The sequence below is a fragment of the Pseudomonas sp. MWU16-30322 genome (genome assembly GCF_020515535.1).
GTDB lineage: Bacteria > Pseudomonadota > Gammaproteobacteria > Pseudomonadales > Pseudomonadaceae > Aquipseudomonas > Aquipseudomonas fluorescens_H.
In genome coordinates this window covers 26,974-53,841 of the sequence record NZ_JAIWYL010000004.1, presented here as the reverse complement: position 1 = coordinate 53,841, position 26,868 = coordinate 26,974, and the positions used below count along the sequence as shown (strand labels likewise).

Annotated in this window: 19 protein-coding genes; 8 read left to right on the top strand and 11 right to left on the bottom strand. The window is 60.3% G+C overall.

Going from position 1 to position 26,868, the window contains the following annotated elements; all coding sequences use genetic code 11:
• Nucleotides 1–2: 2 nt before the first annotated feature.
• The gene (locus LCH64_RS08770) at nucleotides 3–1,253 is read right to left on the bottom strand and encodes a lipoprotein-releasing ABC transporter permease subunit (RefSeq protein WP_003226577.1); all 1,251 of its coding nucleotides are present in this window, start codon (nucleotides 1,251–1,253) and stop codon (nucleotides 3–5) included.
• Nucleotides 1,254–1,347: 94 nt separating this feature from the next.
• On the opposite strand from LCH64_RS08770, the gene LCH64_RS08765 reads away from it, so the two are divergent.
• Nucleotides 1,348–1,929 carry a PilZ domain-containing protein gene (locus LCH64_RS08765; protein WP_003226578.1) on the top strand — a complete coding sequence of 194 codons (582 nt, stop codon included), beginning with the start codon at nucleotides 1,348–1,350 and terminating at the stop codon, nucleotides 1,927–1,929.
• Nucleotides 1,930–1,943: 14 nt separating this feature from the next.
• Nucleotides 1,944–2,666: a glycerophosphodiester phosphodiesterase family protein gene (locus tag LCH64_RS08760; protein WP_003226579.1), complete on the top strand. Its 723-nt coding sequence runs from the start codon at nucleotides 1,944–1,946 to the stop codon at nucleotides 2,664–2,666.
• Between the two features lie 42 nt (nucleotides 2,667–2,708).
• Here LCH64_RS08760 and sthA read toward each other — a convergent pair whose 3' ends face one another.
• On the bottom strand, nucleotides 2,709–4,103 hold the full coding sequence (sthA, locus tag LCH64_RS08755; RefSeq protein WP_003226580.1) for a Si-specific NAD(P)(+) transhydrogenase: 1,395 nt from the start codon (nucleotides 4,101–4,103) through the stop codon (nucleotides 2,709–2,711).
• Between the two features lie 197 nt (nucleotides 4,104–4,300).
• Nucleotides 4,301–5,287 (bottom strand): FAD:protein FMN transferase, encoded by a 987-nt coding sequence (locus LCH64_RS08750; RefSeq protein WP_226500002.1) that lies wholly within the window; start codon nucleotides 5,285–5,287, stop codon nucleotides 4,301–4,303.
• Nucleotides 5,288–5,661: 374 nt separating this feature from the next.
• Between LCH64_RS08750 and LCH64_RS08745 the strand changes: the two genes are divergently transcribed.
• On the top strand, nucleotides 5,662–6,963 hold the full coding sequence (locus LCH64_RS08745) for an MFS transporter (protein WP_226500001.1): 1,302 nt from the start codon (nucleotides 5,662–5,664) through the stop codon (nucleotides 6,961–6,963).
• 179 nt (nucleotides 6,964–7,142) lie between these two features.
• Here the strand turns inward: LCH64_RS08745 and LCH64_RS08740 are convergent, their stop codons facing one another.
• Nucleotides 7,143–8,606 (bottom strand): glyceraldehyde-3-phosphate dehydrogenase, encoded by a 1,464-nt coding sequence (locus LCH64_RS08740; protein WP_003226583.1) that lies wholly within the window; start codon nucleotides 8,604–8,606, stop codon nucleotides 7,143–7,145.
• A 354-nt stretch (nucleotides 8,607–8,960) separates the two neighbouring features.
• On the opposite strand from LCH64_RS08740, the gene mfd reads away from it, so the two are divergent.
• The 3 genes from mfd to LCH64_RS08725 are packed head-to-tail and all read left to right on the top strand — an operon-like array spanning nucleotide 8,961 to nucleotide 15,689.
• The gene (gene mfd / locus LCH64_RS08735) at nucleotides 8,961–12,410 is read left to right on the top strand and encodes a transcription-repair coupling factor (RefSeq protein WP_226500000.1); all 3,450 of its coding nucleotides are present in this window, start codon (nucleotides 8,961–8,963) and stop codon (nucleotides 12,408–12,410) included.
• A 10-nt stretch (nucleotides 12,411–12,420) separates the two neighbouring features.
• A complete protein-coding gene (locus LCH64_RS08730) occupies nucleotides 12,421–12,987 on the top strand; it encodes a CsiV family protein (RefSeq protein WP_226499999.1) in 567 nt (188 codons plus the stop codon).
• Nucleotides 12,988–12,998: 11 nt separating this feature from the next.
• Nucleotides 12,999–15,689, top strand: coding sequence for a DEAD/DEAH box helicase (locus tag LCH64_RS08725; protein ID WP_226499998.1), 2,691 nt, complete (start codon nucleotides 12,999–13,001; stop codon nucleotides 15,687–15,689).
• Between the two features lie 148 nt (nucleotides 15,690–15,837).
• Here LCH64_RS08725 and LCH64_RS08720 read toward each other — a convergent pair whose 3' ends face one another.
• The 4 genes from LCH64_RS08720 to LCH64_RS08705 all read right to left on the bottom strand — a co-directional run bounded on the left by LCH64_RS08720 (nucleotide 15,838) and on the right by LCH64_RS08705 (nucleotide 21,767).
• A complete protein-coding gene (locus tag LCH64_RS08720; RefSeq protein WP_226499997.1) occupies nucleotides 15,838–19,131 on the bottom strand; it encodes a DEAD/DEAH box helicase in 3,294 nt (1,097 codons plus the stop codon).
• A gap of 9 nt (nucleotides 19,132–19,140) precedes the next feature.
• Nucleotides 19,141–19,878, bottom strand: a complete 738-nt coding sequence (locus LCH64_RS08715) for an S-methyl-5'-thioinosine phosphorylase (protein WP_103485793.1) — start codon at nucleotides 19,876–19,878, stop codon at nucleotides 19,141–19,143.
• 12 nt (nucleotides 19,879–19,890) lie between these two features.
• Nucleotides 19,891–20,901 carry a beta-N-acetylhexosaminidase gene (nagZ, locus tag LCH64_RS08710; RefSeq protein ID WP_025111059.1) on the bottom strand — a complete coding sequence of 337 codons (1,011 nt, stop codon included), beginning with the start codon at nucleotides 20,899–20,901 and terminating at the stop codon, nucleotides 19,891–19,893.
• 158 nt (nucleotides 20,902–21,059) lie between these two features.
• Nucleotides 21,060–21,767, bottom strand: a complete 708-nt coding sequence (locus LCH64_RS08705; protein ID WP_226499996.1) for a TetR/AcrR family transcriptional regulator — start codon at nucleotides 21,765–21,767, stop codon at nucleotides 21,060–21,062.
• A gap of 229 nt (nucleotides 21,768–21,996) precedes the next feature.
• On the opposite strand from LCH64_RS08705, the gene lexA reads away from it, so the two are divergent.
• The gene (gene lexA / locus LCH64_RS08700) at nucleotides 21,997–22,605 is read left to right on the top strand and encodes a transcriptional repressor LexA (RefSeq protein WP_003226590.1); all 609 of its coding nucleotides are present in this window, start codon (nucleotides 21,997–21,999) and stop codon (nucleotides 22,603–22,605) included.
• A gap of 10 nt (nucleotides 22,606–22,615) precedes the next feature.
• The gene (gene sulA, locus LCH64_RS08695) at nucleotides 22,616–23,089 is read left to right on the top strand and encodes an SOS-induced cell division inhibitor SulA (RefSeq protein WP_097088550.1); all 474 of its coding nucleotides are present in this window, start codon (nucleotides 22,616–22,618) and stop codon (nucleotides 23,087–23,089) included.
• Between the two features lie 94 nt (nucleotides 23,090–23,183).
• Here the strand turns inward: sulA and LCH64_RS08690 are convergent, their stop codons facing one another.
• From LCH64_RS08690 to topA, 3 genes are all read right to left on the bottom strand, one after another.
• Nucleotides 23,184–23,417 (bottom strand): hypothetical protein, encoded by a 234-nt coding sequence (locus LCH64_RS08690; protein WP_003226592.1) that lies wholly within the window; start codon nucleotides 23,415–23,417, stop codon nucleotides 23,184–23,186.
• 106 nt (nucleotides 23,418–23,523) lie between these two features.
• The gene (locus LCH64_RS08685) at nucleotides 23,524–24,048 is read right to left on the bottom strand and encodes a DUF6586 family protein (RefSeq protein ID WP_226499995.1); all 525 of its coding nucleotides are present in this window, start codon (nucleotides 24,046–24,048) and stop codon (nucleotides 23,524–23,526) included.
• Between the two features lie 144 nt (nucleotides 24,049–24,192).
• On the bottom strand, nucleotides 24,193–26,823 hold the full coding sequence (gene topA / locus LCH64_RS08680; protein WP_226499994.1) for a type I DNA topoisomerase: 2,631 nt from the start codon (nucleotides 26,821–26,823) through the stop codon (nucleotides 24,193–24,195).
• Nucleotides 26,824–26,868 lie beyond the last annotated feature (45 nt).

Genomic DNA, 26,868 nt, shown 5'->3' with positions numbered 1-26,868 from the left:
ACTCACTCATAACGTAGCGCCTCCGCCGGCTGGGTGCGCGCGGCACGCCAGGCGGGATACAGGGTGGCGAGGAAACTCAGGACCAACGCAGCCGCGCAGACCATGACCACGTCCTGGCTCTGCACCTGCGACGGCAGGTAATCAATGAAATACACATCGGCGTTGAGGAACTTGTGGCCGATCAGCCCTTCGAGGGCGGAAATCGCCGCGCTGACGTTCAACGCCGCGAGAATCCCGACCACCGCGCCGATGGCCGTACCGACCACGCCGATCACGGTGCCCTGCACCATGAACGTGCGCATGATCGTCCCCGGCGTAGCGCCGAGGGTGCGCAGAATGGCGATGTCGCTCTTCTTGTCATTCACCACCATCACCAGCGTGGAAATGATGTTGAACGCAGCCACGGCGACGATCAGCAGCAACAGCAGACCGATCATGGCTTTTTCCATGCGGATCGCCTGATACAGATTGCCGTGGGTGCGGGTCCAGTCGCGGGCGTAGTAATGGTCTTCGCCCAGTTGCTGGGCGATGGTCCAGGCCACGCGCGGCGCCTGGAACAGATCATCGAACTTCAACCGGATGCCCTGCACCTGATCAGGCTTCCAGCGGTGCATCTTCGCCAGATCCTGCAGGTTGGTGACGCCCAGATAACCGTCCAGCTCACCGGCGCCGACATGAAAGATGCCGACCACGGTGAAACGCTTCATGCGCGGGAACATCCCGGCCGGGGTCACGCTGACCTCCGGCGCGACGAAGGTGACCTTGTCACCGAGGCCTACGCCGAGCTTGGTTGCGGCCTTGTCGCCGATGACGATGCCGAAGCTGCCCGGCGTCAGGTCGTCGAGTTTGCCCTGCTTCATGAAGTTGTCGATGATCGACACATTGCGCTCGAGCGCGGGGTCGATGGCGTTGAGCAACACCTTGGACACCTGGCCGTTGTTGGTCAGCAAACCCTGCATCTGGGTGAACGGCGCAACGGCCGTCACCTCCGGGTTGCGCTTGACCTTGGCGGCGAGGCTTTGCCAATCGTTGATCGGTTCGCCGGTTTCAAGAGTCGCGTGGGGCACCATGCCCAGCACGCGGGTGCGCATCTCATGATCGAAGCCGTTCATCACCGATAGCACCACGATCATCACGACCACGCCAAGGGCGAGCCCGATCATCGAAGTCAGGGAAATGAATGACACAAAATGATTGCGACGCTTTGCACGGGTATAACGCGTGCCGATAAATACGAAGAGAGGTCTGAACATGTCGGGGCTTGTTCGGAGGGAAAAGGAACGTCCTTGTGGCGGGGGTCGATAACCAGCTTTACACTCAGACCACCGCCGCTACCATGGGTTCGCCATGTCGACATTAGATGAAGAAGATCGCCGCGAATACTACCGTATCGAGGACACGATCGCACTGGAAATTCGGCCCCTGTCCGCTCCCGAAGCCGCTGGCCAGGAAGTGTTGCAGGATGCTTCCCCGCTGTTCAACCTGCTCAGCGAACTGCACCTGAGCGAATTCGAGTCGCAGCACCTGTTGCGCCAGATCAGCGAGCGCGACCGGGCCATCGCCGCGTTCCTCAAATCCCAGAACAAACGTATCGACCTGCTCAGCCAGGTGGTCGCCCTGACCGTGCTCGGCCATATCGGCGAGCCGCAACCGGTGATCATCTCCGAAGGCGGGATCGATTTTCAGCACCCGACCGCGCTGGCCACTGGCGCGCACCTGTCGGTGAAACTGGTGCTGATGCCGCAGGCGCTGGGTCTGTTGCTACGCGCCCGCGTCACCCATTGCGACCGCAAGGGCGATGGCTACGACGTCGGCACCGAGTTCGAACACTTGACCGACGCCCAGCGCCAGTTGCTCGCCCGCTATATCCTGCAGAAACAGGCCCAGGAACGACGCCTGGCCCGTGAACAGAACGAATCAGGCATTTAAATTAAGGAAGCACCGTGACCCTCATCTACGGCCACCGCGGCGCCAAGGGCGAAGCACCGGAAAACACCCTGACCAGTTTTCAGGAATGTCTCAAGCACGGCGTACGCCGTTGCGAACTGGATCTGCACCTGTCCAAGGACGGCGAGCTGATGGTGATCCACGACCCTACCCTCAAGCGCACCACCGACCGGCGCGGCAAGGTGGTCGAGCACACCGCCGCCGAGCTGGTGACCTACGACGCGCGCAAGGGCGGCCCGGGCTGGATCAAGCCGTGCCCGATTCCGACACTGGAAGAGCTGTTCGAAAAATGTGATTTCGAGCACTGGCAGCTGGAAGTCAAAAGTGCATCGCGCACCCGCGCGGCGACCACCGTGCTGGCGATTCGCGAGATGGCCCAGCGTCATGGTTTGCTGGACAAGGTCACCATTACTTCGAGTTCGCGGGAAGTGCTGAAAGCGGCACTGGACCTGGTGCCGGACGTGTCGCGGGGACTGGTGGCCGAATACGCCTGGCTCGACCCGCTAAAGGTCGCGGCCAGCTATGGCTGTGAGATTCTGGCGTTGAACTGGACGCTGTGTACGCCGGAACGCCTGCAGAAGGCGCAGCGCCAAGGGCTGCATGTCTCGGTGTGGACCGTCAACGAGCCTGCGCTGATGCGCAGACTCGCCGACTTCGGCGTTGACAGCCTGATTACAGACTTTCCCGGTTTGGCCACTGCCACCCTCGAGAATTGCTGAAATCGGTCTCCCCGGCCGGCTCAGGCCACCGGCCGGAGCCCGTCAAAAAAGCCGGTTGAGGCCGTCGTACGCCGCTACCCGATAGGCTTCGGCCATGGTCGGGTAGTTGAACGTGGTGTTGACGAAGTACTTCAGGGTGTTCAACTCGCCCGGCTGGCTCATGATCGCCTGACCGATGTGCACGATTTCCGACGCCTGATAACCGAAGCAGTGAACGCCCAGCACTTCCAGGGTTTCACGATGGAACAGGATCTTCAGCATGCCTTGCGGCTCGCCGGCGATCTGTGCACGCGCCATGCTCTTGAAGAACGCTTTGCCGACTTCGTACGGCACTTTGGCCTGGGTCAGCTCCTGCTCGTTCTTGCCGATCGAGCTGATCTCCGGAATGGTGTAGATGCCGGTCGGCACGTCATTCACAAAGCGCCAGCTACCGTTATCGACGATGCTGCCGGCAGCCGAACGACCCTGGTCGTGGGCAGCACTGGCCAGGCTCGGCCAGCCGATCACGTCGCCGGCGCCGTAGATGTTCGGCACGCAAGTGCGGTAGGCCTCGTCGACTTCGATCTGGCCACGGCTGTTGACCTTGACGCCGATGTTTTCCAGACCGAGCTGGTCGGTGTTGCCGGTACGGCCGTTGCACCAGAGCAAGGCGTCGGCCTTGATCTTCTTGCCGGACTTCAGGTGCAGGATCACACCGTTGTCCACACCTTCAACGCGATCGTAATCCTCGTTGTGGCGCACAGTTATGTTGTTGTTGCTGAAGTGGTAGCTCAACGCCTGGGAGATTTCCGAGTCGAGGAAGCTCAGCAACTGACCACGGTTGTCTACCAGCTCAACCAGTACCCCCAGACCGCTGAAGATCGAGGCGTATTCGCAACCGATCACGCCGGCGCCGTAAACGATCAGTTTGCGCGGGGTGTGGCCGAGGCTGAGGATGGTGTCGCTATCGTAGATACGCGGGTGATTGAAATCGATGTCCGCCGGACGATACGGGCGCGAACCGGTGGCAATGATGATGTGCTTGGCCACCAGCTTCTCGACCACACCGTTGGCGCAGACCACTTCGATGGTTTGCTCGTCAGCGAAGCTGCCGGTGCCGAAGAACACGTCGACGCGGTTACGGGCGTAGTAGCCGGTACGCGAAGCGACTTGTTTGGAAATGACTTTCTCGGCGCTTTTCAACACGTCCGGGAAGGAGAACCAGCGCGGCTCGCCGATCGCCCGGAACATCGGGTTGGTGTTGAACTGCATGATCTGCCGGACCGAGTGACGCAGGGCCTTGGACGGGATGGTTCCCAGGTGGGTGCAGTTACCGCCGACCTGGCGACGGCTATCGACCATCGCCACCTTGCGCCCTGCTTTGGCGGCGTTCATTGCCGCGCCTTCTCCCGCCGGGCCGGAACCCAACACCACCACGTCGTAGTTGTAGACAGCCATGCGTACTCCTCAGAACAGGCCGCGGTGCCAGCAGCACCGGCGGCTAAATCACGCCGAATCGCGGCGCGAAGGAACAATTGAGGGTCAGTAAAGAACCCGGACACAGTCTATAGAAGCGTCAACGCCGCGCACATTAACCCTTGGTCGCGTCGTAGGCTACTTTTGCCTGCACTACAACGCCAGCTTTCGTACTGTTTTCAGTCAACTTTTGCGCCACTGAGGCGTTCGAAAGCCGTACTGGTGCGGATAACGAAACCTGTATCGGCACGAATGACGAAGAATGCACCAATGTCATGTTTTTCGGCATAGTCCCAAGCCCTTTCAGGCCCGAGAATCAGCAACAGCGTCGATAGTCCATCGGCCATCAACGCTGAAGGATGAATCACCGTGACCGACGCCAGGTTGTGTAGGACCGGCGCCCCGCTACGCGCATCGAAGGTGTGGGAATAGCGCCGGCCATCCTGCAGGAAATAGTTGCGGTAATCACCGGAGGTGGAAACGCCGTAGCCGTCGACCCGAATGATCCGTTCGGCCACCTGTTGATCGTCACGCGGCTCCTCCAGCGCGATGCGCCATGCCGAGCCGTCGAGTTTTTTGCCTTTGGCTTTCAGCTCACCGGTGGCTTCGGTGAGATAGTCATGGATGCCCATCGACTCGAGCCTGGCTGCGATGGTGTCGACGGCGTAACCGGCGGCGATGCTGTTGAAGTCGACTTCGACCGGCGCATCCTTGCACAAGCGGTCGCCGTCGATATGCAAATGGTGGTAGCCGACCCGTTCAAGGGTTTCGGATAGTGCGGCGGGACTGGGGACTTTCTCTTCACGCCCTTGCGGGCCGAACCCCCACAGGTTCATCAGCGGCTCGACGGTCAGGTCGTAGGAACCTTCGCTTTGCTCTGACAGCTGTTCGCCGACACGGACCAATTCGAGCACGGCAGCCGGCATGGTCTGACAGCTGTTCGCCGGCAATGCATTGAAGCGCTCGATGTCTGAGTCACTGCGATAGGTCGACATCTGCTGATCGACGTCGGTGAGGATTTTTTCCACTTCAAGCTGGACCTGCGCGACCTCGGGAAGACCGGCGTGGCGCACGTACTTGATTGAATAGGTGCTGCCCATGGTCGGGCCGCCGAAGCTTTCCATGGAGTCGCCGTTGCCGCAGCCGGACAAAGAGCCCACCAGCATTAAAAGGCTGATCAGCCTCCCTTTAGACAAATCCCCTACTCCCCACACAAAGCTGAAGATTATGCGCCAGAACCTGTAGGAGCTGCCGAGTGAAACGAGGCTGCGATCTTTTGCTTTTGATCTTTTCAAGCAACATCAAAAGATCGCAGCGTTCCGCAGCTCCTACAGGTTTTTCATTCGTTTGATAGCGTCATGCTGGCCTTCGTAATGGCTATATCGTTTAAGCAGTGCCCTAACCAATTGTTGCCTAACGTTCTTTATACACATATGGTTACAAAACTGTTCACGGGTACTGCCTGAGTTTGCCGCGTGACGGCGAGGACGTGTCTAGTTCAGGGATTTCCAATAAGACAGCCAACAGAGAGTACGAACCAATGTCCTCCACCACGGGCAAAGGCAAAGCGATTTTTCGCGTTGTCAGCGGCAATTTTCTCGAGATGTTCGACTTTATGGTCTATGGCTTCTACGCCACGGCCATTGCCAAAACCTTCTTCCCGGCCGACAGCGCCTTCGCTTCCCTGATGCTCTCCCTGGCGACGTTCGGTGCCGGCTTCCTGATGCGTCCGCTGGGAGCGATTTTCCTCGGTGCCTATATCGACCGCCATGGCCGTCGCCAGGGTCTGATCATTACGCTGGCGCTGATGGCCGCCGGTACGGTGCTGATTGCCTGCGTCCCCGGCTACGCCACCCTCGGCGTCGCCGCCCCGCTGATCGTGCTATTCGGTCGTTTGCTGCAAGGCTTCTCGGCCGGCGTCGAGCTGGGCGGTGTTTCGGTGTATCTGGCGGAAATCGCCACACCGGGCCGCAAGGGCTTTTTCGTCAGTTGGCAGTCGGCAAGCCAGCAAGCAGCGGTGGTCTTTGCCGGCCTGCTCGGGGTGGGTCTCAACCACTGGCTGAGCCCGGAACAGATGGGTGACTGGGGCTGGCGCGTGCCGTTCCTGATCGGCTGCATGATCGTTCCGGTGATCTTCGTGATTCGTCGCTCGCTGGAAGAAACGCCGGAATTCCAGGCGCGTAAACATCGCCCTACCCTGCGCGAAATCGTCCGTTCGATCGGCCAGAACTTCGGCATCGTCATCGCCGGCATGGCGCTGGTGGTGATGACCACGGTTTCGTTCTACCTGATCACCGCCTACACCCCGACCTTCGGCAAGGCCGAACTGCATCTGTCGGACTTCGACGCGCTGCTGGTGACCGTGTGCATCGGCCTGTCGAACTTCTTCTGGCTGCCAGTGATGGGCTCGGTATCTGACAAGATCGGTCGCAAACCCCTACTGCTGGCGGCGACCATTCTGGCAATCCTGACCGCTTACCCGGCATTGTCGTGGCTGGTGGCGAACCCGAGCTTCAGTCATTTGCTGATCGTCGAACTGTGGCTGTCGTTCCTGTACGGTTCGTACAACGGGGCGATGGTGGTGGCGCTGACCGAAATCATGCCGATGGAAGTGCGCACGACCGGGTTCTCGCTGGCCTATAGCCTGGCGACGGCGACCTTTGGCGGCTTTACGCCAGCGGCCTGTACTTACCTGATCCATGTGCTGGACAACAAGGCTGCGCCGGGGATCTGGCTCAGCGGTGCGGCGGTGCTGGGGCTGATTGCGACGCTGGTGCTGTTCCGTGGCAACAAGCATGAGCTGCGGACTGCGCAGGCCTCGATAGTCGGCGGCGCCCGATAGGACGCCTTCGGGAGCAAGCCCCCTCCCACAGTGTCCGGTGGTGCCAACACGATGATGTGAACACCGCCAAACCTGTGGAGGGCCTTGCTCCCGAAGAGGCCGGTACAGGCAATAAAGATTCAGCAGGCATAAAAAAACGCCCCGACCAAAGTCGGGGCGTTTTCATTTGCAGCTAAGGCTTAGCGCGGGAACGCTGGCGGGTTTACACCGGCCATGTCTTCCATCACGCGAACCACCTGGCAGCTATAGCCGAACTCGTTGTCGTACCAGACGTACAGAACAACGCGGTTGTCCTGAACGATGGTCGCTTCAGCGTCGACCACACCGGCGTGACGCGAACCCACGAAGTCAGTGGACACCACTTCCTGCGAGTTGACGAAGTCGATTTGCTTGTGCAGATCGGAGTGCAGCGCCATGTAGCGCAGGTACTCGTTCATCTCTTCACGGCTGGCGGCTTTCTCAAGGTTCAGGTTGAGAATGGCCATCGACACGTTTGGCGTCGGAACGCGGATCGCGTTACCGGTCAGCTTGCCGGCCAGCTCAGGCAGAGCCTTGGCAGCAGCGGTGGCAGCACCGGTCTCGGTGATCACCATGTTCAGCGCGGCGGAACGGCCACGGCGATCGCCCTTGTGGAAGTTGTCGATCAGGTTCTGGTCGTTGGTGTACGAGTGAACGGTTTCGACGTGACCGTTGATGATGCCGAACTTGTCATTCACAGCCTTCAGCACCGGCACGATGGCGTTGGTGGTGCAGGAAGCGGCGGACACGATCTTGTCGTCAGCGGTGATTTCGTTGTGGTTGATACCGTGAACGATGTTCTTCAGCTTGCCTTTGCCAGGCGCGGTCAGAACAACGCGAGCAACACCCGGGCATTGCAGGTGCTGACCCAGGCCATCGGCGTCACGCCATACACCGGTGTTGTCCACCAGCAGCGCGTCTTTGATGCCGTACTGGGTGTAATCCACCTCGGTCGGGTTCTTCGCGTAGATCACCTGGATCAGGTTACCGTTGGCGGTGATGGTGTTGTTTTCTTCGTCGATGACGATGGTGCCGTTGAACGGGCCGTGTACCGAATCGCGACGCAGCAGGCTGGCGCGTTTGGTCAGGTCGTTTTCGGCGCCTTTGCGCACGACGATGGCACGCAGACGCAGACCGTCGCCACCACCGGTTTTCTCGATCAGGATGCGCGCCAGCAGACGGCCGATACGACCGAAGCCGTACAGCACAACGTCAGTGCCTTTACGGGCCGAAGCGTTTTGCTGACCAACCACGTCAGCCAGCTCTTCACGAACGAACTGCTCGGCGCTGCGGCCATTGCCTTCGCTGCGGAATTTGAACGCCAACTTGCCCAGGTCTACCGAAGCCGCGCCGAGCTTGAGCTCGCTCATGGCTTTAAGCAGAGGGAATGTTTCGTGGACGGAGAGTTCGCTATCGTCGGAGGAACGGTGGCGAGCAAAGCGGTGAGCTTTGAGAATCGCGATGACAGACTGGTTGATCAGGCTGCGGCCATAGATCGAGCTCACCACGTTGTTATTGCGGTAGAGCTGACCGATAAGCGGAATCATCGCTTCTGCGAGTGCTTCACGGTCGATCCATTCACCAAGACACTGGTCGGGCTTCTGAGTCACGGGAACCTTCCACATGTAGGGGCAGAAAAAAGGGGCTACATTATGCCGCCGAGAACCTCTTGTAGCAATGCGCGCTTGTCGCGCAATCGGTAACAAAATTCCGTTCAAAAAAATTACGCCCCGCGCCAGCCCAGTAAAACCGGGGCTTTCAGCGCAGTCAATTTTTCGACGACTGTTAGACGATGTCTGTAACCCTCCGTAACACCAGTCGATTTCGGCACTACATAACCACTAAAAAAGTGCTCGTTTTTATGGTTACCACTACATTTCGCGCAAACCGCGAAGATAGACGCAGTCTGCAACTGACAGGCGGCACCGGACGCCGCTACAATTACCGACTTTGTCGCAACGCCTGGAGCTCAACCTTCCGTGCCTGTTCTGCGTCTACCGCTTCTCCCTGCCGCGGCAGGTAAACAGCATTGGGGCAACTTGCCCGGTGCCGCCCTCAGCCTGGCGATTGCCGAGGCTGCCAGCGCAGCCAAGCGCTTCACGCTGCTACTGACCGCCGACAGCCAGAGTGCCGAACGGCTGGAGCAGGAGCTGAGCTTCTTCGCCCCGGATTTGCCGGTTCTGCATTTTCCCGACTGGGAAACCCTGCCGTACGATCTGTTCTCGCCGCACCAGGACATCATTTCCCAGCGCATCGCCAGCCTATACAGGTTGCCGGAACTGGCGCACGGCGTGCTGGTGGTCCCGATCACCACCGCCCTCCACCGCCTGGCGCCGACCAGGTTCCTGCTCGGCAGCAGCCTGGTGCTGGATGTCGGCCAGAAGCTTGATGTCGAACAGATGCGCTCGCGCCTGGAAGCCAGCGGCTATCGCTACGTCGATACGGTTTACGAGCACGGCGAGTTCACCGTACGCGGCGCGCTGATCGACCTGTTCCCGATGGGCAGCAAACTGCCCTATCGCATCGACCTGTTCGACGATGAAATCGAAACCCTGCGCACCTTCGATCCGGAAAACCAGCGTTCCATCGACAAGGTCGATTCGGTGAAGCTGCTGCCGGCCCGAGAGTTCCCGCTGCAGAAAGATGCGGTCACGCGCTTCAAGGCGCGCTTTCGCGAGCGTTTCGACGTCGACTTCCGGCGCTGCCCGATCTTCCAGGACCTGAGCAGCGGCATCACCCCAGCCGGTATCGAGTACTACCTGCCGCTGTTTTTCGACGAAACCTCGACACTGTTCGATTACCTGCCGCAGGACACTCAAGTGTTCTCGCTGCCGGGTATCGAACAAGCGGCAGAAAACTTCTGGAACGACGTGCGCAATCGCTACGAAGAGCGCCGCGTCGATCCATCGCGCCCTCTATTGCCGCCTGCGGAATTGTTCCTGCCGGTGGAAGACTGCTTCGCCCGCCTCAAGAGCTGGCCACGGGTCGTCGCCAGTCAGCAGGACGTCGAATCCGGTGCCGGCCGCGAGCGCTTCCCGGCGCAATCACTGCCAAACCTGGCGATCGAAGCCAAGGCCACGCAACCGCTGGCGGCGCTATCGGCGTTCCTCGATGAATTCCCCGGGCGTGTGCTGTTCACCGCCGAGTCCGCGGGCCGTCGTGAAGTCCTGCTGGAACTGCTGGAACGTCTGAAGCTGCGGCCGAAAACCGTCGACAGCTGGCCGGACTTCGTTTCGAGCAAGGATCGTCTGGCGATCACCATTGCGCCGCTCGACGAAGGCTTGATGCTCGATGACCCGGCGCTGGCGCTGGTGGCCGAGAGCCCGCTGTTCGGTCAGCGAGTCATGCAGCGCCGCCGTCGCGAAAAGCGCGCCGACGCCAACAACGATGCGGTGATCAAGAACCTCACCGAGCTGCGTGAAGGCGCACCGGTGGTACACATCGACCACGGTGTCGGACGTTATCTCGGCCTGACGATTCTGGAGATCGACAATCAGGCGGCGGAATTCCTCACCCTGGAATACGCGGAGAACGCCAAGCTCTACGTGCCGGTGGCCAACCTGCATCTGATCGCCCGCTACACCGGCAGCGATGACGCGCTGGCGCCGCTGCACCGACTCGGCTCCGAGACCTGGCAGAAAGCCAAGCGCAAAGCCGCCGAACAGGTGCGCGATGTCGCGGCTGAGCTGCTCGACATCTATGCCCGTCGTGCCGCCCGCGAAGGCTACGCGTTTGCCGACCCGAAAGCCGATTACGCGACGTTCAGCGCCGGTTTCCCGTTCGAAGAAACGCCGGACCAGCAAGCGACCATCGAAGCCGTGCGCGAAGACATGCTCGCGCCAAAGCCGATGGACCGTCTGGTCTGCGGCGACGTGGGTTTCGGCAAGACCGAAGTGGCGATGCGCGCCGCGTTCATCGCCGTGCACGGCGGACGCCAGGTAGCGATTCTGGTGCCGACCACCCTGCTCGCCCAGCAGCACTACAACAGTTTCCGCGACCGCTTCGCCGACTGGCCAGTGACCGTGGAAGTGATGAGCCGCTTCAAATCGGCCAAGGAAGTCAACGCGGCGATCGCCGATCTCGCGGAAGGCAAGATCGACATCGTCATCGGTACGCACAAGCTGCTGTCCGACGACGTGAAGATCAAAAACCTCGGTCTGGTGATCATCGACGAAGAACACCGCTTCGGTGTGCGGCAGAAAGAACAGCTCAAGGCCCTGCGCAGCGAAGTCGACATTCTCACGCTGACCGCCACGCCGATTCCGCGCACGCTGAACATGGCGGTGTCGGGCATGCGCGACCTGTCGATCATCGCCACGCCGCCGGCGCGACGCCTGTCGGTGCGCACCTTCGTCATGGAGCAGAACAAGAGCACGGTCAAAGAGGCCCTGCTGCGTGAACTGCTGCGTGGCGGTCAGGTTTACTACCTGCACAACGACGTGAAGACCATCGAGAAATGCGCGGCGGATCTCGCCGAACTGGTGCCGGAAGCGCGGATCGGCATCGGCCACGGGCAGATGCGCGAACGCGAACTCGAACAGGTGATGAGCGACTTCTATCACAAGCGCTTCAACGTGCTGATCGCCTCGACCATCATCGAGACCGGCATCGACGTGCCGAGCGCCAACACCATCATCATCGAGCGCGCAGACAAGTTCGGTCTGGCGCAATTGCACCAGTTGCGTGGACGCGTCGGGCGCAGTCACCACCAGGCCTATGCCTACCTGCTGACGCCGCCGCGCCAGCAAATCACTTCGGACGCGGAAAAGCGTCTGGAAGCGATTGCCAACACTCAGGATCTGGGCGCCGGTTTCGTGCTGGCGACCAACGACCTGGAAATCCGTGGCGCCGGCGAACTGCTGGGCGATGGCCAGAGCGGGCAGATTCAGGCAGTCGGTTTCACCCTGTACATGGAAATGCTCGAGCGCGCAGTGAAGTCGATCCGCAAGGGCGAACAGCCGAACCTCGATCAACCGCTCGGCGGAGGCCCGGAGGTCAACCTGCGGGTGCCGGCGCTGATTCCGGAAGACTATCTGCCGGATGTTCACGCCCGTCTGATTCTGTACAAGCGCATCGCTTCGGCCACCGACGAGGAAGGCCTGAAGGATCTGCAAGTGGAGATGATCGACCGTTTTGGCCTGCTGCCTGAGCCGACCAAGAACCTGGTGCGCATTACCGCACTGAAGTTGCAGGCCGAGCAGTTGGGCATCAAGAAGGTCGACGGTGGGCCGCAGGGTGGACGTATCGAGTTCGCCGCACAGACGCCAGTCGACCCGATGACCCTGATCAAACTGATCCAGACTCAGCCAAAACGCTACAAATTCGAAGGCGCCACGATGTTCAAGTTCCAGGTGCCGATGGAACGCCCGGAAGAGCGCTTTAATACTGTAGAGGCGCTGTTCGAGCGCCTCCTCCCGAAAACTGTTTGAAGGACGCCGCATGCGCCTGTTTCGCTCACTGACTTTGCTACTTGCCTTGGTAGCCCCTTCGGTTTTTGCCGATGACCTGTATCAGGTCGAAATGATTCTGGTACGCCAGAACGCCGTGCCAGCGATTGTCAGCCGTGCCGCCCCGGAAGACTGGGCCGCCGGCGCTCAACGACTGGGTGATGACAGCCTGCGCACACCCGCGCTCGGCGACGTTGCCAGCAAACTCAGCGCCAGCGGTGATTACAGCGTGCTGCTGCACAAGGCCTGGCAGCAGACCCTCGGCGAAGCGCCGACCAAGGTCGCCGTCAGCGACGGCAAGGAACAGTTCGGCCAGTTCCCGATCGAGGGCACCCTGGAATTGAAACTCGGGCGCTTCACCGACGTGAACGCCGACTTCTGGGTCAACCAGATCGACGCCAACGGCATGGTTACTGCCAGCGAACGCCTGAAGCAGGACAGCCACACCAAGAACGGCCAGCTCAACTATCTCGATAACGGCCACCTGGCGCTGCTGATCAAGATCACCTCCCTGACGGCGCCCGCCCCACGGCAAGCCCCTGAAGCGATTCCGGACTGATCGAAGTCCTTATGTCCCCGCCCCTGAGTAAACCGTTGGCACCCTCCTGGGTCAGCCGATTCAAGGAACAGAGCCTGGAGCGTGGCCGCCGCTACGCCCTGGAGAACCGGGTACGCATCGCCCAGGTCGGCGATGCGACCATTACCGCCAGTTGCGAAGGCTCTGGCGGTAACGTCTACCGTCAGACCATTCACCTGCGCGAGTCAGCCAAAGACACCCTGTTGCTGGTTGACGCCACCTGCACCTGCCCGGTGCGCAACAACTGCAAACACTGCGCCGCGGTGCTGCTGCAAGTGCAGGAAACCCTCGAATACCCTGCCGCTGCGAAAGACGCCGAGCTGCTGGAAAAACTCCAGGCCGTATTGGAGAACCGTAGCCCCAAAGCGCCGCCGCAAGTGCTGGTGGACAACGTGCAACCGCTGCCGCGCCTGTGGCTGGCGAGTGTCGAGTTCAGCGCGTTCGAGCCGCGCAACGGCAAAATGCAGCGTTACATTCAGCATCGAGCAGCGCTGTCGTTCAGCTATCTGGATGAATACGTCAGCGGACAGAAAAACAGCGACATTCTGATTCGTCAGGAAACGCAGACCCTGCGGATAAAACGCCATCCGGAAGTGGAACAGTCCTACCGCGAACAGTTAAGAATCCTCGGCTTTCGCATCGCCACGCGCCAGAGCAAAGCGCTGCCGGAAAGCGCCGGCGAGCTGTACGAGATGGTCAACGACAGCGCCTGGCTGACGTTTACCCTCAACGAACTGCCGAAGCTGCGCACCCAAGGCTGGGAATTGCAGATCGACGAGGAGTTCGGTTTCGACCTGACCGCCGTCGACGACTGGTACGCCACCGTCGAACAGGCGCCGGAGCGCGACTGGTTCGATCTGGAACTGGGGATCATCGTCAATGGTGAACGCCTGAGCCTGCTGCCGATCCTGCTCAACCTGATGCGCTCGCACACGGAAATCCTCAACCCGGAACGCCTGGCGCGGCGCCGCGATGACGAGCTGATTCTGGTCAATGTGCCGCAACGCAACAGTGAGCACGGGCCGTTGCAAGTGGCGCTGCCCCTTGGCCGACTAAAACCGGTACTGGCAACGCTGGGCGAGTTCTACTTGCAGGAACCGGGCGAAACCACCCTGCGCCTGAGCAAGGCCGACGCCACGCGCCTCAATTCGCTGGAAGGCATTCCCCTGCTGTGGGAAGGCGGCGAGCAGATCCGCAGTTTCGCCCAACGCCTGCGCGATATTCGCGATTACACGGCCAAAGCGCCGAAGGGCTTGAACGCGACGTTGCGTCCTTATCAGCTCGAAGGCTTGAGCTGGATGCAGTCGCTGCGTCAGCTTGAGGTGGGCGGGATTCTGGCGGACGACATGGGCCTGGGCAAAACCCTACAGACCCTGGCGCATATTCTCAGCGAGAAAAACGCCGGACGCCTGGATCGACCGTGCATGGTGGTGATGCCCACCAGCCTGATCCCGAACTGGCTCGACGAAGCCGCGCACTTCACGCCGCAACTGAAAGTGGTCGCGCTGTACGGTGCCGGCCGCAAAAAGCACTTCGATCATCTGGCCGACTTCGACCTGATCCTCACCACATACGCGCTGCTGCCCAAGGACGTCGAACGGCTGGCACAACAGCCCTTGCACGTTCTGGCGCTCGACGAAGCCCAGTACATCAAGAACCCCAACAGCAAGGCCGCGCAGGCCGCTCGCGAACTCAACGCGCGCCAGCGCCTGTGCCTGAGTGGCACACCGCTGGAAAACCACCTCGGCGAGTTGTGGTCGTTGTTCCACTTTCTGCTGCCGGGCTGGTTGGGCGATGTCAAAAGCTTCAATGCCGACTACCGCGTGCCGATCGAAAAGCGCGCCAGCGAAGTCAGGCTGCAGCACCTCAATGGGCGGATAAAACCGTTTCTGCTGCGCCGCACCAAGGAACAGGTGGCCACCGAACTGCCGCCCAAAACCGAGATCATCCACTGGGTCGATCTCAATGAGGCGCAGCGCGACGTTTACGAAACCATGCGCCTGGCGATGGACAAGAAAGTCCGCGACGAGATCACTCGCAAAGGCGTGGCGCGTAGCCAGATCATCATTCTTGAAGCCCTGCTCAAGCTGCGTCAGGTCTGCTGCGACCTGCGCCTGGTCAACGACGCCAACCTGCCCGCCCGTGGCAGCACCTCGGGCAAACTCGACAGCCTGATGGAAATGCTCGAAGAGCTGTTCGAAGAAGGTCGGCGGATTCTGCTGTTCTCGCAGTTCACCTCGATGCTTTCACTGATCGAAGACGAACTGAAAAAACGCAACGTGGCCTACGCCTTATTGACGGGCCAGACCCGCGATCGGCGCACGCCGGTGAAGGAATTCCAGAGCGGCAAGCGTCAGATCTTTCTGATCAGCCTGAAGGCCGGCGGCGTCGGCTTGAACCTGACCGAAGCGGATACGGTGATCCATTACGATCCGTGGTGGAACCCTGCCACCGAGAACCAGGCGACTGACCGCGCGTATCGAATCGGCCAGGAGAAACCGGTGTTCGTCTACAAGATGATCGCCCGGGGCACAGTGGAAGAGAAGATTCAGCACCTGCAGAAGGAAAAGTCTGACCTGGCAGCGGGCGTACTGGATGGGCGCAAGGCCGGGGACTGGAAACTGCAGAGCGATGATATTGAAGCGCTGTTTGCGCCGCTGCCGGACAAGTTCGACAAGCGTTGAGATGCGTTTTTTCCGATAAATTGCCATCGCTGGCCAGCCAGCTCCCACGGTGCTTTGCGTTGAGCACTAATTTGTGAACATTACAAAACCTGTGGGAGCTGGCTTGCCAGGGATGGGGCCATCAGATGTCGAACTCTGACCTGGACAGTCAACCCTTGGAAACCGGCAGCGGCGCAAACAGCGCCTCGATGTCACTCTGCTCCAGCTTGAACCCACCTGTCGTACCCCCTTCCAGCACCGCCCCGGCCAGCGCAGCCTTCTCCTGCTGCAGCGCCTGGATTTTTTCCTCCACGGTACCTTTGGCAATCAACTTGTAAACAAACACCGGATTGTTCTGCCCGATACGATAAGCGCGATCAGTTGCCTGACTCTCCACCGCCGGGTTCCACCACGGGTCGAAGTGGATCACCGTGTCCGCAGCCGTCAGGTTCAGACCGGTACCGCCAGCCTTGAGGCTGATGAGGAACAACGGCACCTTGCCGCCCTGGAAATTCTTGACTGGCGTGCGCCGGTCGGTGGTGTCGCCAGTCAGCAACGAATAATCGATAGCGCGCTGCTGCAACTCCTGTTCGATCAGCGCCAGCATCGAGGTGAACTGGGAGAACAGCAGGATGCGCCGACCTTCGCCAAGCAACTCTTCGAGCATCTCCATCAGGCTGATCAGCTTGCCGCTGCCCGAGCGCAATGCCTTCGCCGTGAGCGGCATGTTGATCAAGCGCAGATCGCAGCAGACCTGACGCAGCTTGAGCAAGGCATCAAGAATGATGATCTGACTGCGCGCCACACCACTGCGGGCAATTTCGTCGCGCACTTTTTTGTCCATCGCCACGCGCACCGTTTCATAGACGTCGCGCTGGCCGTCGCTGAGTTCAACCCAATGGATGATTTCGGTTTTCGGCGGCAGCTCAGTGGCGACCTGATCTTTCTTGCGACGCAGCAGAAATGGCTTGATGCGCGCCGTCAGGTGCTGCATGCGCTGGACATTGCCATGCTTCTCGATCGGTGTGCGGTAATCGCGGTTGAAGGATTTGCTGTCGCCCAGCCAGCCAGGCATGAGGAAATGAAACTGCGACCACAGCTCGCCGAGATGGTTTTCCAGTGGCGTGCCGCTCAGACACAAGCGCTGACGGGCCTGCAAGTCACGTGCGGCCTGCGCCGCTTTGCTCAGCGGGTTCTTGATGTTCTGCGCTTCATCGAGAATCAGTACGCTCCACGACTGCGGCCGTAAAGTTTCAAGATCCCTGGGCAGCAAGGCGTAAGTGGTCAGCACCAAGTCGTATTCGGCGAGATTGGCGAAGTCTTTTTGCCGCCCGGCCCCATGCAGCGCCAGGACCTTCAACTGAGGCGTGAAGCGCTGGGCCTCGTCGAGCCAGTTGGGAATCAGGCTGGTCGGCATCACCGCCAGTGCCGGGCAATCGAGGCGCCCGGCGTGCTTTTCCGTGAGCAGATGCGCCAGGGTCTGCAGGGTTTTGCCCAAGCCCATGTCATCGCCAAGAATGCCGCCGACCTCCAGCTCCCGCAGAGTCTGCATCCAGCCAAGGCCTTCGAGCTGATATGGGCGCAGCTGCGCATTAAGGCCGGCTGGCGCAGCAATGTGGGTGTGACTGGAATTGTGCAGCCGCCTGGCAAAAGTGCGCAGGCGTTCGCCGCCCTGCCATTCCAGTGGCACGCCATCGAGCATACTCAGGCGCGCGGCGTCTGGAGCAGTCAAGCGCAGCGCATCGCCCTGATGTCCGCCCAGGTACAGCTCGCCCAGCGTCGCCATCAGCGGTTTGACCCGACTCAGCGGCAACGCCACCTTGGCGCCTGCCGGGTCGCCAAAACCGCTGGGCTTGAGTTCGATCAGGAGTTTTTCGTCGTCGCTGCGTTGCGCCAGATTCACCGGGTCGAGCAAACGTGGCTGGGTGCGCAACAGATGCAGAAGGATCGGCAACAAGCTGTAGCGCTCGCCATTGACGACGATGCCCAGTTGCAGATCAAACCATTGATGCCCGGCCTCTTCTTCGACCTCCGCGTACCAGTGTTCGACCGGCTGCACATCGAAATGGAAGCCGGGACTGATTTCGATTTCCCAGTCCGCGGCGCGCAGTGTGGCAAGCCCTTCATGCATGAATCCGAGCCAGGCGGAATCATCCGGCAAGGTGAACATCTCGCCGAGACGATCCATAGCGCTCTTGTGCGTGGCTTTTTTGAAGCCGTGCTTTTGCAGGCTCTGGCGCAGCTTCTTTTCCATCGCAGGCTGGCGTCGAATGCGCTGGGTTTCAGTGCCATTGAGGACCATCACTTCCGGATTACGATCCACCGCCGGATGACCGTTGTAGGTAAACACCAGAGCGGCGCGGTGCTCCAGAACGTATTCCCAGCGCGAACGCTCCCGGCCGCTGACCAAGGTCAGTTGCGGCTGCGGAAACACGTCATCGATGATTCGTTCGGTGAGTTTGTGCGGCGGCGGGATTTTGGTCATCGCGCTCATGCGATGGCTGAACTGCATGGCCTGACGCGCCGGGATGTCTGGGGCGAGGGTCAAATGGCAGGCCAGTTTTTCTTCCAACTCACTGAACAGAGGGCCAACCTGTCGCTGCTCACGATCGAGGTAATAAAGCGGCTCCAGCGCCAGCACGGTTTCCTGCGCAGCCTCGGCACTGCTCCACTGGGCGCGGAACCCACCGTCGGCCTGCTCGGCCCAAGAGAACAGACCCATGCGTTTCGCGCCCGGCGTCAGTGGCTGCAAGTTTTCGAAGTCGAGGAACAGGCGCGAGGTGCGCAGGAGCATTTCCAGCAGTTCAGCGCCACTGCTGCCTTCCAGCGGATAGCCGCTGTAATAGGCGTGATGGGAATGCATGGCGACCAACAGCCTGGCGACGCGCAGATCCAGTTCGGACAGATAACCGGGCTGACGCATGAGCATGTCCGACAGCGAATACACCGGTTTTACTTCGCGTAACTCGCCGCTCTTGAGCTGATAGACCTTGAAAATATCGAGCAGCCACTTGCCGTTCGCAGACGTGGGTTTGAGTTTGTAAAACAGGCGCGTGCCCGCGGTTTGCGCCCCTTCGTCGACGGGCCTGGCCGGGACGGGGACTGTCGAAAGCCAATGCTCCAGCGCCCGACCCAAGGGGATCTGTGCGTCACTTTCGGACGTATCGTCGTCAATGCCCTGCAGGTGATAGAGCACCGCCGCGCAGTGCTTGCAATCAATCACGACGGGGCAGGTGCACAAGCAACGCAAATTAACCGATCCCAGGCGATCTTCGGACAGGTAGATGCTTTGTTCATATGCCTGAGTTTCCGAACCGACGCAGAACGCCTCGATCTTCCTGTCATCGATCTCGATGATCTCTACCCGATCATCGGCAGCATAAGCGCGGGCCTTGGCCAACGCCTTGCTACTGAATGCGTCAGTCCATGCCAGCCCTTTAAGCCGCTCGATGAAAGTGGTCATGGACAGTCCTTAGCTGGCCAACACCCGCGCCAACGTCGATTTCACCTTGCCCATCCCGTCATGCAGCGCCTGCTCGATTTCGGCCATGGTGATCACCGCCGTGGTCTTGCCTGCTGCCGGGTTCACCACCAGCGACAGGCAGGCGTAATCCAGATCCAGCTCACGGGCCAATGCCGCTTCCGGCATGCCGGTCATGCCGACGATGTCGCAACCGTCACGCTCCAGACGCACGATCTCCGCCACGGTTTCCAGACGCGGGCCCTGGGTGCAGGCGTACACCCCCTGATCGCTGTATTCGCAGCCTTCGGCAGCCAGCGCGGCGATCAATTGCTGACGCAGCGGCTCACTGTAAGGGAAGCTGAAATCGATATGGGTGACGTGCTCCAGATCATCGGCGAAAAACGTGTGTTCGCGGCCACTGGTGTAATCAACGATCTGATGCGGCACGCAGAAATGGCCGGTACCCATCGCCGGATGAATCCCGCCCACCGCATTGACCGCGATGATCGCCTCGGCGCCGGCCTGCTTCAGCGCCCACAGGTTGGCGCGGTAGTTGACCTTGTGCGGCGGGAAACGGTGCGGATGACCGTGACGGGCGAGGAACAGCACTTCCTTGCCGGCGTACTCGCCGATTTGCACCTCGGCCGAAGGCGCACCGTAAGGGGTGTCCACCGCCAACGACTGACGAATGCTCAAGCCTTCGAGCTGGGTCAGGCCGGTGCCACCGATGATTGCGTAAACCGTCATAACGAAGAGTCCTTAATCGATCAATTGAGCGTCTTTTAGCGCGCCGATGGCGGTGAGCCAGCGCGGATCCTGACGGTAGTCGGTGCTGGCGAACGCCTGCCCGCGCATCCGCGCAATGCGTGCGGACGGCTTGACCTTCATCCGTTGCGCAGCACTCAGGGCCAGTTCGGCCGCAGCGCGGTCGTTGCACACCAGGCCCATGTCGCAACCGGCGCTGAGCGCGGCTTCAATGCGACTGGCGGCGTCGCCGACTACATGGGCGCCGGCCATCGACAGGTCGTCGCTGAAGATCACGCCGTCGAACTGCAACTCGCCGCGCAGGATGTCCTGCAACCAACGGCGGGAGAACCCGGCCGGCTGCGAATCGACTTGCGGATAGATGACGTGCGCCGGCATCACCGCTGCCAATTGCTTGCTGAGTCTGGCGAACGGTACGAGGTCGTTGGCGCGGATCTCGTCGAGGCTGCGTTCGTCATTCGGGATCGCGACGTGGGAGTCGGCTTCGGCCCAACCGTGACCGGGGAAATGCTTGCCGGTAGCGGCCATGCCCGCGCTGTTCATGCCGCGGATGAAGGCGCCGGCGAGCAACGCTGCGCGCTCGGGATCCCCTTCGAACGAACGCGTGCCGACCACGGCGCTGCGCTGGTAATCCAGATCCAGCACCGGGGCGAAACTCAGGTCGAGGCCAACCGCCAGCACTTCGGTGGCCATGATCCAGCCGCATTGTTCGGCGAGGTATTCGGCGTTCGGGTTGTCGGCAATGGCGCGCATCGCCGGCAGGCGCACGAAGCCCTGACGCAGACGCTGCACGCGACCGCCCTCCTGGTCGACCGCCAGCAGCAGATCCGGGCGAATGGCGCGGATGGCGGCGCTCAACTCACGCACCTGGCGCGGATGCTCGATGTTGCGGGCAAAAATGATCAGGCCGCCCACTTCGGGCTGACGCAACAATTGGCGATCCTCGGCCGTCAGCCAGGTACCGGCGACGTCCACCATCAACGAGCCTTGCAGGCCAGCAGTCATAGAGATTCCTTGAAAACGAAAAACCCGATTCGCACGACATCGCCACCGAGAGCGGTGGCCGGCAGGTTGGCGATGTCGATAGGAAACGGGTTCAGAACGAGAGTCGGCATGGGCGGCTAGCTTAGCGGATGTAAACTGCCGCGCCCACCCGTGTGCGGTTAAACCTTGGCGGCTACCGGGGTCGATTTGCTGCGCGGACGAAGTTGCGCAGTCGCCATGGCCGGGTCGGTGACACCGGTTTCGGCACGCATGCCGGCGGCAAGGAACGGCACCATCAGACGCATCACCTGTTCAATCGAGGTGTTGACGCCGAAATCGGTCTCGGCAATCGCACGCAAGGCCTTGATCCCGGACATGCTGAACGCCGCAGCGCCGAGCATGAAGTGCACGCGCCAGAACAGTTCGATAGGTGGAATGCGTGGAGCTGCTTCATTGACCAGCAGCATGTAGCGGCGGAACACCTTGCCGTACATGTCTTCCAGATAGCGACGCAAGTGTCCTTGGCTCTGGCTGAACGCCAGGCCGAGCAGACGCATGAAGATCGACAGATCGTTACCGCTGCGTGGCTGCACAACGAGCGCCTGCTCGACGAGGATTTCCAGCAGCTCTTCAAGGGTCGGCTTGTTATCAGGCTTGGCCTGGCGACGCTCCAGCTCCTTATCGAGGCTGATGCAGAACGGCCCGAGGAAGCGCGAGAAGACCGCCTGGATCAGCGCTTTCTTGGAGCCGAAATGATAGTTCACCGCCGCCAGGTTTACTCCGGCTTTGCTGGTGATCAAACGCAATGAGGTTTCCGCGAAACCTTTCTCCGCGAACAACTGCTCGGCAGCATCAAGAATGCGTTCAACGGTTTCCGACTGGGCCATGGCTACTCCGCCTGACAAACACTTGTTTGAAACATACGTTTCAGCCTGTGCCTTGTCAAGCCTGCCAGTCCGTTTTGGGAATGGTCGGTCAGCTATTTAACCACACTGGACCGCTCCTTTAATAAGCACGGCTGCCGACCGTCCGGCGGCCTGCAAAAAAACGGGCATTGCCAAGACCGCTTCACTGTATATAATCCCAGTCACTGTATAAAAAGACAGAGCGATCAATATGCTAAAGCTGACGCCACGCCAAGCCGAGATTCTGGCCTTTATCAAACGCTGCCTCGAAGACAACGGCTACCCGCCAACCCGCGCGGAAATCGCTCAGGAACTGGGGTTCAAGTCGCCCAACGCGGCGGAAGAACACCTCAAGGCCCTGGCCCGCAAGGGTGCGATCGAGATGACCCCGGGCGCCTCCCGCGGCATTCGCATTCCCGGGTTTGAAGCCAAGGCTGACGACTCTACCCTGCCGATCATTGGCCGGGTCGCCGCCGGTGCACCGATCCTCGCCCAGCAGCACATCGAAGAGTCCTGCAATATCAACCCCGCGTTCTTCCACCCTCGCGCTGATTACCTGCTGCGCGTACACGGCATGAGCATGAAGGACATCGGTATTTTCGACGGTGACCTGTTGGCGGTTCACACCACCCGCGAAGCACGCAATGGTCAGGTCGTGGTTGCGCGAATCGGCGACGAAGTCACCGTCAAACGTTTCAAGCGCGAAGGCAGCAAAGTCTGGCTGATTGCGGAAAACCCCGAGTTCGCCCCTATCGAAGTCGACCTGAAAGATCAGGAACTGGTGATCGAAGGCTTGAGTGTCGGCGTAATCCGCCGCTAAAGGAGGCTTTATGCAGTTCCCACACACACCTCAGCAAACACAACTGCCGTTATTCGAAGCGTTTCTGGCACAACCGATGGCGCCGATCCTGAAAGATGTGGTCGAGCGCCCATGGATTGCCGAACCGGAAGTATTCAGCGAGCTGTCACTGCGCGGTGCGACCGGGAACTGCCTGAACCTGCTTGCCCCGATTCTTCGCGAACTGAGTGAAGATCAGGACGCGCGCTGGCTGACGCTGATTGCCCCTCCTGCCAGCCTGACCCAGATCTGGCTGCGCGAGGCCGGCCTGAACCGTGAACGCATTCTGCTGCTGCAACCACGTGGCGCGCAAAGCGCCCAGCAACTGGCCTGCGAAGCACTGCGTCTGGGTCGTAGCCACACGGTGGTGACCTGGCTCAACCCGCTGAACACAAGCTCACGGCAGCAGTTGATCAGCGCTGCGCGCACGGGCGACGCTCAGAGCCTGAATATTCGATTGGGTTGATTCACTTGTGACACGCGCTGTGTGAAGCGCATGGCTTCTCCAAGGACAGAGAAGCCGATCTGATGCGGTAACAGCAAACGCCGACAGGCGGGGCTCAGTGAAGAACCCGCGGCCCTTCTTCCTTATCAAATTCGCCTTCAACCATACGACCGGCCATCTGCACGCCGACGCTCAACATCGCCTTGGCGATTTCTACGTGCTGGCCTTGCAGGAACGCCTTGGCATCCTCGGAGAAATCCAGCGTCACCAGAGACCCCTCGTCCTCAGCCCTGCGCAGTTCGATTCGGCCGTCTGGTAACTCGACAATTTCTAGAAAGGACGTTGGCATATAGGTCTGTTCTCCACGAAAGGCAGGGATTATATAGACATCATTCAGGCTTCGCTCGGTATCTTGACCAGCAGCATGTTTCAGATTGCCACCGTGTCAATTGTCCTCAGCATTCGTTCAAGCCTTCGCGAAAGCGGATGGCCAGGCCTTTGAGATTTTGCCGCCAGCTCTCCAGCTCTTCGCGGCGCAACTCTTGCGGCGTCTCTTCTTCATCCAGATTAACGGCCTGAATCAATGGCTGTGTCACATCACCCTTGGGCTTGTGTGGCACCCGTGGCGGCTGAAACAACGCCGAGTGCGCCGCCAGCAGTTTTGCCAGCCAGGTTTCAGGATTGCCCGCCAACTCGATCATCTCGGCCAGCTCAGGGATCGCAATCGATTCCAGGACTTCGCGAGTCAGCAACGCTTCCGCTCGCGACGCATTGGCCTGAGGCAGACGGTAGAAACCGGCAATCTCATGGCACAGCCCGAGAAGCGCGCCATAGAGGTGAAACAACGCCGATTCACGCCCAGCTTGAATCAACGCCAACGAATTCATCGCCCGCCCCTCTTCGGCGCGAGCCAGAGCGTCCAGCGACAGGCCGGCGAAATAGATCTTCTGATTGGTGCGGGTATAGAGTTCGTGCGCCATGCCGGCAGTCTCCACAGCGAAATAATTGCGTCACACAGACCCGACAGTGTCATGGATCAACGGATCCGACCGCAAGCACAAAACCAAAAGGCCGCATGAAAACCCGAGGGTCATCATGCGGCCTTTTGTGTATCAGGCTAACGCTTACTCGGCCTTGGCTTTCGTGCGCTTGTCTTCAACAGTCCACTTGCCACCGTCGTAATAAGCCTTCCAGCCGGTAGGCTTGCCGTCGATCTCGGTCTGCACGTATTGCTCCTTGGTCTTACGGCTGTAACGGATGACCGCTGGCAGACCATCAGGATCCTTCTGCGGTGCTTCGCAGAGGAAATGGTACTTCGGATCGATCTCGTCCTTGTGCGGCAGAATCTCGATCACCAGCGGAGCACGAGTCTCGCGGTTTTTCGGGAACTGGCTGGCCGCCAGGAACAGACCGGAAGCACCGTCGCGCAGAATGTAGGTGTCGTTGACCTTTTCGCATTTCAGCTCAGGCATCTTCACCGGATCCATCTTCGGCGGCGCCGCATCACCGCTCTTGAGCAGTTTGCGGGTGTTCTTGCAGGTCGGATTGGTGCAACCGAAGAACTTGCCGAAGCGGCCGGTCTTGAGCTGCATCTCGCTGCCGCACTTGTCGCATTCCAGGCTCGGACCTTCGTAGCCCTTGATACGGTAGTTGCCCTCTTCGATTTCGTAGCCGGCGCAATCCGGGTTGTTACCGCAGATGTGCAGCTTGCGCTTCTCGTCGAGCAGGTAAGCGTCCATCGCCGTGCTGCAGATCGGGCAGCGATGCTTGCCGCGCAGCACCAGCGACTCCGATTCACCCTCGTCGTCCGCCGCAATCTCGTCGCCCGGAACCAGATTGACGGTGGCCTTGCAGCGCTCTTTTGGTGGCAGGCTGTAACCCGAGCAACCGAGGAACACGCCAGTCGATGCGGTACGAATCTGCATCGGACGACCGCACGTGGTGCACGGAATGTCAGTCATGACCGGCTGGTTGGCACGCATGCCGTTGTCCGGGTTTTCGGCCACTTCGAGCTTTTTCTTGAAGTCGCCGTAGAACTCGTCCAGCACGTTTTTCCAGTCGCGCTCGCCCTGAGCCACGTCATCGAGGTTCTCTTCCATGCCGGCGGTGAAGCCGTAGTCCATGAGATTCGAGAAGCTCTCCGACAGACGCTCGGTGACGATGTCGCCCATCTTTTCCGAATAGAAACGACGGTTGTGCAGGGTCACGTAGCCGCGATCCTGAATGGTCGAAATGATCGCCGCGTAGGTCGAAGGACGACCGATGCCGCGTTTTTCCATTTCTTTCACCAGACTGGCTTCCGAGTAACGGGCCGGCGGCTTGGTGAAGTGCTGCGATGGATCAAGCTTGATCAGCTTCATCACGTCGCCCTGCGCCATGTCCGGCAGAACATCGTCATCGCCAGGCTTGGCGATCTGCGGCATGACGCGGGTGTAACCGTCGAACTTCAGGATGCGGCCCTTGGCGCGCAGCTCGAAATCCCCAGCGGCGACACTGACGGTGGTCGACAGGTACTGCGCCGGCAGCATCTGGCAGGCGAGGAACTGGCGCCAGATCAGCTCGTAGAGGCGCTCTGCGTCACGCTCCATGCCCGCGAGCTTGCTCGGCGTGGTGTTGGCGTCAGACGGACGAATCGCTTCGTGAGCCTCTTGTGCGCCTTCCTTGCTGCTGTAGACGTTCGGCGTTTCCGGCAGGTACTTCTTGCCGAACTCGTCTTCGATGTAAGTGCGCGCCATTGCCACGGCATCAGCCGAAAGATTGGTCGAGTCGGTACGCATATAAGTGATGTAGCCGGCTTCATACAAGCGCTGGGCCATCATCATGGTTTTCTTCACGCCGAAGCCCAGGCGGTTGCTCGCCGCCTGCTGCAGGGTTGACGTGATGAACGGCGCCGACGGCTTGCTGCTGGTCGGTTTATCTTCGCGCTTTACGATGCTGTAGCTGGAAGACTTGAGCTTCTCCAGCGCGGCCGTGGCCTGGGCTTCGTTGAGCGGCTTGAAGGCTTCGCCCTTCTCGCGAGCCACTTCGAAGCGTACGGTCGAGCCTTTGGCGGTGCCGAGATCAGCGTGCACTTCCCAGTATTCTTCCGGGTTGAATGCACGAATCTCGCGCTCACGCTCGACCACCAGCTTCACGGCAACCGATTGCACGCGACCGGCCGACAGACCACGGGCGATTTTGGCCCACAGCAGCGGCGAGACCATGTAACCCACAACGCGGTCGAGGAAACGACGCGCCTGCTGGGCGTTTACACGATCGATGTCCAGCTCGCCCGGCTCGGAGAAGGCTTCCTGAATCGCCTTCTTGGTGATTTCGTTGAACACAACGCGCTTGTAGCGGCTGTCATCACCACCGATGGCTTCGCGCAGGTGCCAGGCAATGGCTTCCCCCTCGCGATCCAAGTCGGTTGCGAGATAGATGGTGTCAGCATCCTTGGCGAGCCGGCGCAGCTCTTCGATGACCTTTTCCTTGCCCGGGAGGATCTCGTACTTGGCTTTCCAGCCGTGTTCCGGATCGACACCCATACGCGAGACCAGCTGCTTGCGCGCCTTCTCTTTCGGCGTGAGCACCGGCCCTTCACCTGCGGCAGCCTTGCCGCGCTTGGCGGCTGGTTCTTTGCTGGCGCTAGCCGAACCGCTGGTGGGCAGGTCTCGGATATGGCCGATACTCGACTTCACCACGTATTGGTTACCCAGATACTTGTTGATGGTCTTGGCCTTAGCCGGGGATTCCACAATGACCAGCGATTTGCCCATGGATCAGAAAATTCCTGAATTCTAGAAGTGAAAGGCGGTTGGCGC